This window comes from Saccharopolyspora sp. NPDC002686 (genome assembly GCF_040295745.1).
Lineage (GTDB): Bacteria > Actinomycetota > Actinomycetes > Mycobacteriales > Pseudonocardiaceae > Saccharopolyspora > Saccharopolyspora oryzae.
Map to the genome: position 1 here is coordinate 1 of NZ_JBEOVY010000346.1, position 8,134 is coordinate 8,134.

Here is an 8,134-nt window from a genome sequence, read left to right on the forward strand (position 1 = left end):
GCTCGCACCGCCGCGGGTTCTCAGACGTCGCCTGGCGAGGACAGCCCGTTCGCCGTGTATCGGACATACATAAGAACGGGATCCCGCAGCCAGGCGGCGTCTGAGGTTCCGCCACCCGCACCGCCACGCAAAACGAGTGCGTCAGACAGGTTTTACTGCTCGCCGACTTCGTCCGGGACCCGGATCGGGCGCAGGCGCGCCCAGGCGATGAAGACCGCGGCGAAGACGAGCATGCCGATGCCCGCCCAGAGGTTGATGTTCACGCCCGCCGACTTGTCGATCTCGGACTGCGGCTGCACGACGCCGACGACGGTGATCACCACGCCGTAGATGGCGAACAGCAGCGCGATGACGGTGCGGATGTCGAAGGCACCCGCGGAATGGCCGGAACCCTGTCCTGGCATGGGAAGACCTCCTCGGTCAGGCGAAGATGATGTTGAGGGCGATGACCAGGACCAGCGCGATACCGGCCAGCAGACCCGGACGGCGGTACCAGCCGGCGTCCTCGCCGCTGGTCGCCGCCTGGCGGCTCGACCGCGGCGTCAGCGAGTACACCAGCCCGGCCAGCTCGGTCTCCGGCTTCGGCTTGGTCACCAACGACACCACGACGCTGACGATGATGTCGACCACGAACGCCACACCGGCGCCCACGAAGCTCGCGCCCTGGCCCGGCAGGTCCAGCACCCCGGTCTCGGACATCGCGAACACCACCACCGCGGACACCGTGCCCAGCACCAGACCGGCCCAACCGGCGTGCGGGGTCATCCGCTTCCAGAACATGCCGAGGATGAACGTGGCGAACAGCGGCGCGTTGAAGAACGAGAACAGCTGCTGCAAGTAGTCCATCAGGTTCGAGTAGCCGGAGGCGATGAACGCGGTGCCCACCGCCGCCAGCGTCGCGCCGACGGTCACCCAGCGGCCCATGTTCAGGTAGTAGCTGTCCGGCCGGTCCCGCACGATGTAGGTCTGCCAGATGTCGTAGGTGAACACCGTGTTGAACGACGACAGGTTCGCCGCCATGCCCGCCATGAACGACGCCAGCAAACCGGCCAGCGCGATGCCCAGGATTCCGTTGGGCAGCAGATCCCGCATCAACAACAAGATCGCATCGTTGTAGCTCAGCGATCCGCCTTCCGGTCCACCGGCGGCCTTGTACTCGCTCATCTCCGGGATGACCACCGCGGCGATCATGCCCGGAATGATCACGATGAACGGGATGAACATCTTCGGGAACGCACCGATGATCGGCGTGCGCTGGGCGGCCGACATGCTCTTCGAGGCCATCGCGCGCTGCACCTCGACGAAGTTCGTCGTCCAATACCCGAACGAGAGCACGAATCCCAGACCGAACACCAGCCCGATCACGCTCCACACCGGGTTGGAGAAGCCGGTCAGCTCGGTGCCCGGCCAGGCCGAGAGCTGCTCCGCACCGCCCGGACCAGCGGTGACCTTGTCGACCAGGCCCTGCACGCCACCGACCTTGATCAGGCCCACGATCGTCAGCGGCAGCAGCGCCGCCACGATCACGAAGAACTGCAGGACCTCGTTGTAGATAGCCGCCGACAAACCGCCGAGCGCCGTGTACGACAGCACGATCGCCGCCGCGATCAACACCGAAACCCACAACGGCCAACCCAGCAGCGCATTCACGATGCTGGCCAACAGGAACAGGTTCACGCCGGCGATCAGAACCTGCGCGACCGCGAAAGAAATACCATTCACCAAATGCGCGGCACGACCAAAACGCCGCAACATGAACTCGGGAACGCTGCGCACCTTCGAGCCGTAGTAGAACGGCATCATCACCACGCCCAAGAAGAGCATGGCGGGCACCGCGCCGACCCAGAAATAATGCATCGTCGGCATTCCGTATTGAGCACCATTGGCCGACATGCCGATGATCTCAATAGCGCCCAGGTTCGCCGAGATGAACGCCAACCCGGTCACCCACGCCGGCAGCGCCCGGCCCGACAGGAAGAAGTCCAGGCTCGTCGACACCGCCCGCCGAGCCAAATACCCGATACCCAGCACGAACGCGAAGTACAACGCCAACAGCACGTAGTCGACGGGATTCGCATCCAGCAACCGCCCCTGGGCTAGCAGCACCGCTACCCCACCTCCAGACCCAACAAAGTCCAACGACAACCACCACTCGGCAACCGCAGCCGGACAGTACCGCACAGTGCAGCAGCTCACACCGACCCGATATCAATTCGTTGGATCCGCAACTGAATCGATCATCGGCGCCGAGAGGCAGGGCCAAGCGAGTGATATGCGAAGCGCAACCCACCTGCGACGGATTGTGACCGGTACCGTCACATCAGGCACACGCGCAGCGGTCCAGGGGGAGGAGCCGTGAACGCCCGAATCGACTTGGCCATCATCGCCGGACTCGCCGAGGCCCCGATCGACTCCGCCGGAAAGGCCGGCACCGGACAAGACCGGTCGACCGCATTCCTGCGACACCTCGCCGACCTCATCGCGCCGTGGTCGGCGCTGCACTTGAACACCTGCCGCACGGGCGAACCCGACGGCACCTGAGCTCAGACCCCGACGCCTTTCAGCAGCGTGTCGACCACCCGCGCCGCCAGCTCGTCGACGTCGCCGCCGTCCCAGCCGGCTTCGGCGGCCTCGTGGATCAGCGCGTAGTAGACCCGCCGAGCCCACTCCCGGTCCACGTCCGCGCGCAGCACACCTGAATCCGCAGCGCGGCTGAACAGGTCGATGCAGGACTGCCGCACCTCTTCGTGGATGCGCTCGACCTCGCCGCCTGCGGTCCGGCTCATCGCGAAACCCCAGTCGACCTTCACCCGCAGCACGTTGGCGGTGACCTGGTGCAGCGCGACGAGCGGCGGAGCAGTGTCCGGGCGGGCCGTCGCGACGGCGTCGCGGAACTGCTCGGCCGCCCAGACGGCCATCGCCTCCACCAGCGACTCCCGGCTGGCGAACCGGCGGTGCACCGTGGTGCGCGCGACCCCGGCGGCCTCGGCGATCTGCGCCATGGACGCTCCCGGGTCTTCGCGCAGCACGCGCTCAGCGGCCTCCAGGATCACCTGAACCGTCCGCTCCGAGTCCGCCCGCATCGCTCGCGTCACCCGGCGGACACTACAGCACTGTCCCAGCTGATCCATTAGTTGCCACAATGATGTTGCATCTATATCGTCTGTCGCGTCACTCTCGATGCAACAGAGGAGGCAGGCGTGGACCTGCAGCTTTCCGGCAAGACCGCCCTCGTGACCGGCGCCAGCCGCGGCATCGGCCTGGCCATCGCATCCGCGCTCGCCACCGAAGGCATGCGCGTGGTCGCAGCGGCGCGCACGATCTCGCCGGAACTGGCGGCGACGGGCGCCATCGGAATCCCCGCCGACCTGTCCGAGCCCGACGCGCCGAAGCACCTGGTCGACCGGGCGATCGCCGAGGCAGGACCGCTAGACCTTCTGGTCAACAACGTCGGAGGCGGCGACGGCGGCCTGGTCGCCGGATTCGCCGAGCTCACCGACGCGCAGTGGCAGCAGACCTTCGAGCTGAACTTCTTCAGCGCGGTGCGCACCACCCGCGCAGCACTGCCGAGCCTGCTCGACCGCAAGGGCGCCATCGTCAACATCTCGTCGGTCGGCGCCCGGCTGCCGCACTCCGGACCGATGCCCTACACCACCGCCAAGGCAGCGCTGACCGCGTTCAGCAAAGCCCTGGCCACCGAAGTCGGACCGCAGGGCGTGCGGGTCAACACCATCTCCCCCGGCCCGGTGCGCACCTCGATGTGGGAAGGCGCCGACGGGCACGGCGCACAGCTCGCGGACGCGCTCGGCATCCCGCTGGCCGACCTGCTCGCCCAGCTCCCGGCGGAAGCGGACATGACCACCGGACGCCTGGTCGAACCGACCGAAGTCGCGGCGCTGGTCGCCTTCCTCGCCTCCCCGCACGCGGCGAGCACCGCGGGCGCCGACCACCTCGTCGACGGCGGCGCGATCAAGACCGCTTGACGCGAGAAGGGGCGCTTCCCAGCACCGATGCCCGGGAAGCGCTCCGACGCAGCAGCAGAACCAGGACAGCCGGTACTCGTCCGGCTCGATGCCGCGCAGCTTCTCGTAATCGAGCACCACGCAGCGGATGCCCCGGTCCTCGGCCAGCGTGCGGGCCTGCGGCTTGATCTGCTGCGCCGCGAAGATGCCGGTCACCGGGGACAGCAGCGGGTCGCGGTTGAGCAGCTCCAAGTAGCGGGTCAGCTGCTCGACGCCGTCGATCTCACCGCGCCGCTTGATCTCCACCGCCACGCTCGCGCCGTTGGCGTCCCGGCACATCAGGTCCACCGGGCCGATCGCGGTCGGGTACTCGCGGCGCACCAGCGACCACCCCTCGCCCAGCGTCGTCACGTGCTCGGCCAGCAGCTCCTGCAGGTGCGCTTCGACGCCGTCCTTGACCAGGCCCGGCTCGACGCCCAGCTCGTGCTTGGAGTCGTGCAGCACCTCTTCGACGGTGATCACCAGCTTCTCGCCGGCCTTGTTCTGCACCGTCCACACGCCCGGATCCTCGATCAGCCAGCACGGCGGGCTCATCCAGTTCAACGGCTTGTAGGCCCGGTCGTCCGAGTGCACCGACACCGAACCGTCGGACTTCACCAGCAGCAAGCGCTGCGCCATGGGCAGATGCGCGGTGAGTCGGCCGATGTAGTCCACCTGGCAGCGGGCAATGACGAGTCGCACCCGGCACAGCGTACGGGCGCCGATCGAGAAGCCGAGCACCCCCGTGTCCACCGGCGGGTTGAGCCAGGTCGGACCTCGATGTTCCCGCTGAGCGAGATAACGTTACCGCTCGTGTCATTCGCCCGAACCCTGATGCGCGTCAAACCCGCTGAGCAACTCGCCGACGAGGGCTCGCACACCCAGCTGCGCCGCACCCTCGGCCTGGTCCCCCTGGTGGCGCTCTCGGTCGGCGCGACGCTCGGAACCGGGATCTTCGTGGTGCTGGCCGAAGCCGCCCCGGCCGCCGGACCCGCGGTGGTCGTGTCCTTCGTGCTGGCCGGCCTGGCCGCGCTGTGCTCCGCCCTGGCCTACGCCGAACTCGCCGGCAGCGTCCCGGTGTCCGGTTCCGCCTACTCCTACACCTACGCCACGCTCGGCGAACTCGTCGCCTGGATCTGCGGCTGGTGCCTGCTGCTGGAGTACGGCGTGTCCGTCGCAGCGGTCGCCGTCGGCTGGGGCGGCTACCTGAACGAATTCCTGCAGGGCACCGTCGGCGTCACCATCCCGGACGTGCTGTCCGCACCGCCCGGCGAAGGCGGCGTGGTCAACATCCCGGCCGCGCTGATCGTGCTGCTGGCCACGTCCGTGCTGCTGCGCGGCGTGCGGGAGAGCGCGCGGGTCACCACCATCACCACCCTGCTCAAGATCGCTGTCCTGGTGTTCTTCGTCGCGGTGGCCATCACCGCGTTCAACTCGGACAACATGGCGCCGTTCGCCCCGTACGGCTTCGCCGGCATCTCGGTGGGCGCCTCGGCCGTCTTCTTCTCCTTCATCGGCTTCGACGCGGCCTCCACCGCAGGTGAGGAAGCCCGCAACCCGAAGCGGGACCTGCCGCGCGCGATCATCCTGTCGCTGGCCATCGTCACCGCGATCTACGTGCTGGTCGCCTTCGCCGCAGTGGGCGCGGTCGGCGTCGACGCGCTGGCCGACTCCAACGCCTCGCTGGCCACCGCCCTGCGCATCGTGACCGGGCAGGGCTGGGCCTCGGTGGTGCTCGCGTTCGGCGCGGTGGTCGCCATCGCCTCGGTGGTCCTGACCGTGCTGTACGGCCAGACCCGGATCCTGGTCTCGATGTCCCGGGACGGCCTGATGCCGGGCATGCTTTCGCAGGTCAACAGGCGCGCGGTGCCGGCCCGCAACACCCTCCTGGTCGGCGTCGTGGTGGCGCTGCTGGCCGCGGTCGTGCCGCTCAACCAGCTCGCCGAGGCGACCAGCATCGGCACCCTGGTCGCGTTCAGCCTGGTCAACATCGGCGTCCTGGTCCTGCGCCGGACCCGGCCGGAGTTGCCGCGCAGCTTCCGGACGCCGCTGATGCCGTGGATCCCGCTGCTGGGCCTGGCGCTGTGCGTGTACCTGATCTTCGGCCTGGACACCGTCACCTGGCTGACCTTCGCGGTGTGGACGGCGATCGGGCTGGCGGTGTACTTCGGGTACGGGCGCCGGAAGTCCAAGCTGAACGGCGCGAGCAGCTGAGAACCGCGCACGGGGACCTTCTGACCTGGGTGGTCGGGAGGTCCCCGTTCTCATTCGCGGCGCAGCCAGACCGCGGTGTCGGCGGGAAGCCCGTCCTCGAGCGGGGAGCTGGCCAGCAGGACCGAACCGGCGGGGAGCTGTGCGGTGGTGCTGCCGGTGTTCACCAGGACCAGGACGTCGCCGCGCCGGAAGGCCAGGACGTCGCCGATATTCCGGTCGTCCCAGCTGAACGACTCGTGACCGCTGAACTCCCGGCGCAGCCGCAGAGCTGAGCGGTAGAGCTCCAACATCGAGTCGGGGTCTCCGCGTTGCGCCTCGACCGAGTAGTCGCCCCAGTCGCGGGGTTGCGGCAGCCACGGCCGGGCGCCGCCGAAACCGAACGACGGTCCGCCCCTGGTCCAGGGCAGCGGGACCCGGCAGCCATCGCGGCCCTTGTCCTTGCCGCTGCGCTTCGGATCCCCCAGCGCCTGCGCTGGCAGGTCGGCGACTTCCGGTAGGCCCAGCTCCTCGCCCTGGTACAGGTAGGCGGATCCGGGCAGCGCCAGCACGAGCATGATCGCCGCCCTCGCCCGGCGGGTGCCGAGCTCCAGGTCGGCGGGCGGGTCGGTGCCGTTCGTCGTCAGCCACACGCGCGGGTCGACGTCACGAGGCAGGCCGAGCACCGACACCTGGCGCACCACGTCGTGGTTGTTCAGAGCCCACGTCGCCGTCCGGCCCACCGAACGCGCTGCCGCGATCGACTCCGCCACCACCCGGCGGTAGTCCGCGGCCCGCCAGCGCACCCGCAGGAACTCGAAGTTGAACGCCTGCTGGAGCTCGCCCGGGCGGATGTAGCGGACCCGGCGATCGCCCCGGACCCACGCCTCGGCCACGCCGATCAGCGGCGGATCGAACTCGTGGAAGATCCGGTTCCACTCGCGGTAGATCTCGTGGACCTCCGGCCGGTCCAGGAACGGGTGGTCCGGGTTGGCCGCGAAGTCGTCGAGCCCCTCGCAGCCCTCGCCGCCCACCACGTCCCGGAGGGGTTCTCGCAGGTCCTTGACCAGGGCTGCGGCCACGTCGACGCGGAATCCGTCCACGCCCCGGTCGCCCCAGAAGCGGAGGATGCCGGCGAACTCCTCGCGGACTCGCGGGTCGCGCCAGTTCAGGTCCGGTTGTTCCGGGGCGAACAGGTGCAGGTACCACTGGCCGTCGGAGGTCCGGGTCCAGGCCGAACCGCCGAAGCGGGACTCCCAGTTGCTCGGCGGACGGCCCGGGGCCCTGCCGTCCTTGAAGACGTAGCGATCGCGCTCCGGGGAACCCGGGGTGGCGGCCAGTGCTCGGCGGAACCACTCGTGCTGGTCCGAGGTGTGGTTCGGGACCACGTCGAGGAGGACGCGGAGGCCTCTGGCGTGGGCTTCGGCGAGCATCCGGTCGAAATCGGCGAGCGTGCCGAGGGCTGGATCCACTTGGCGGTGGTCGGTGATGTCGTAGCCCGCGTCCGTCCACGGGGACCGGTAGCAGGGGGTCAGCCAGAGGGCGTCCACGCCGAGGTCGGTGAGGTGGTCCAGTTTGGACGTCAGGCCGGGGAGGTCGCCGATTCCGTCTCCGCTGGCGTCGGCGAAGCTGCGTGGGAGGACCTGGTAGACGACCGCGTTTCGCCACCAGGGGGTTGGCACTGGGGTCTCCTCCTCGGGTTTCTCGTTCGGCCTGGGTTGGGGTTTTCGGGTTTGTTCCTTGCGTTTCGGGATTGGTCGTGGTTGGGGCTGGTGGATGTTCCGCCGTGCTGGGCCATCCCCGCTTGGTCGGATTTTTGGGGCTGCGGTCCGGATGTCAAGCCCGGCCTGGCGGCTGCCCCTTCGGGGTTTCAGGCTGGTGAGGTTTCATGCCGCACGGCGGAGTTCGACGGCGCGGTTTCCTTCGACGAGAGCGTTTTCCAC

8 protein-coding genes and 1 pseudogene are annotated in these 8,134 nt (G+C 68.7%); 4 read left to right on the top strand and 5 right to left on the bottom strand.

All coding sequences use genetic code 11. The annotated features are described in order from the left end of the window. Positions 1-152: 152 nt before the first annotated feature. On the bottom strand, positions 153-404 hold the full coding sequence (locus tag ABTZ89_RS31825) for a hypothetical protein (RefSeq protein WP_270950727.1): 252 nt from the start codon (positions 402-404) through the stop codon (positions 153-155). A gap of 16 nt (positions 405-420) precedes the next feature. Next, positions 421-2,103: a sodium:solute symporter family protein gene (locus tag ABTZ89_RS31830; protein ID WP_351051711.1), complete on the bottom strand. Its 1,683-nt coding sequence runs from the start codon at positions 2,101-2,103 to the stop codon at positions 421-423. Between the two features lie 252 nt (positions 2,104-2,355). Between ABTZ89_RS31830 and ABTZ89_RS31835 the strand changes: the two genes are divergently transcribed. Then, the gene (locus ABTZ89_RS31835; protein ID WP_351051700.1) at positions 2,356-2,541 is read left to right on the top strand and encodes a hypothetical protein; all 186 of its coding nucleotides are present in this window, start codon (positions 2,356-2,358) and stop codon (positions 2,539-2,541) included. A 2-nt stretch (positions 2,542-2,543) separates the two neighbouring features. On the opposite strand, the gene ABTZ89_RS31840 is transcribed toward ABTZ89_RS31835, so the two are convergent. Beyond that, positions 2,544-3,095, bottom strand: coding sequence for a TetR/AcrR family transcriptional regulator (locus tag ABTZ89_RS31840; protein ID WP_351051703.1), 552 nt, complete (start codon positions 3,093-3,095; stop codon positions 2,544-2,546). Between the two features lie 138 nt (positions 3,096-3,233). Here ABTZ89_RS31840 and ABTZ89_RS31845 point away from each other — a divergent pair, with 138 nt between their 5' ends. Next, complete coding sequence (locus tag ABTZ89_RS31845; protein ID WP_351051714.1) at positions 3,234-3,983, top strand: SDR family NAD(P)-dependent oxidoreductase; 750 nt, start codon at positions 3,234-3,236, stop codon at positions 3,981-3,983. A gap of 66 nt (positions 3,984-4,049) precedes the next feature. Here the strand turns inward: ABTZ89_RS31845 and nucS are convergent. Further along, positions 4,050-4,703 (bottom strand): annotated as a pseudogene (nucS, locus tag ABTZ89_RS31850) (endonuclease NucS); the annotation flags it as partial. 111 nt (positions 4,704-4,814) lie between these two features. Here nucS and ABTZ89_RS31855 point away from each other — a divergent pair. After that, positions 4,815-6,215: an amino acid permease gene (locus ABTZ89_RS31855; protein ID WP_408641884.1), complete on the top strand. Its 1,401-nt coding sequence runs from the start codon at positions 4,815-4,817 to the stop codon at positions 6,213-6,215. Positions 6,216-6,265: 50 nt separating this feature from the next. Here the strand turns inward: ABTZ89_RS31855 and ABTZ89_RS31860 are convergent, their stop codons facing one another. Further along, the gene (locus ABTZ89_RS31860; protein WP_351051705.1) at positions 6,266-7,873 is read right to left on the bottom strand and encodes a glycoside hydrolase family 13 protein; all 1,608 of its coding nucleotides are present in this window, start codon (positions 7,871-7,873) and stop codon (positions 6,266-6,268) included. An 81-nt stretch (positions 7,874-7,954) separates the two neighbouring features. Here ABTZ89_RS31860 and ABTZ89_RS31865 point away from each other — a divergent pair. Further along, the coding region (locus ABTZ89_RS31865; RefSeq protein ID WP_351051708.1) for a hypothetical protein at positions 7,955-8,134 on the top strand (180 nt) is incomplete at its 3' end.

Coding starts and splice junctions, on each gene's coding strand:
- ABTZ89_RS31825 (WP_270950727.1), bottom strand. CDS start 404: ATGCCAGGACAGGGTTCCGGCCATTCCGCGGGTGCCTTCGACATCCGC.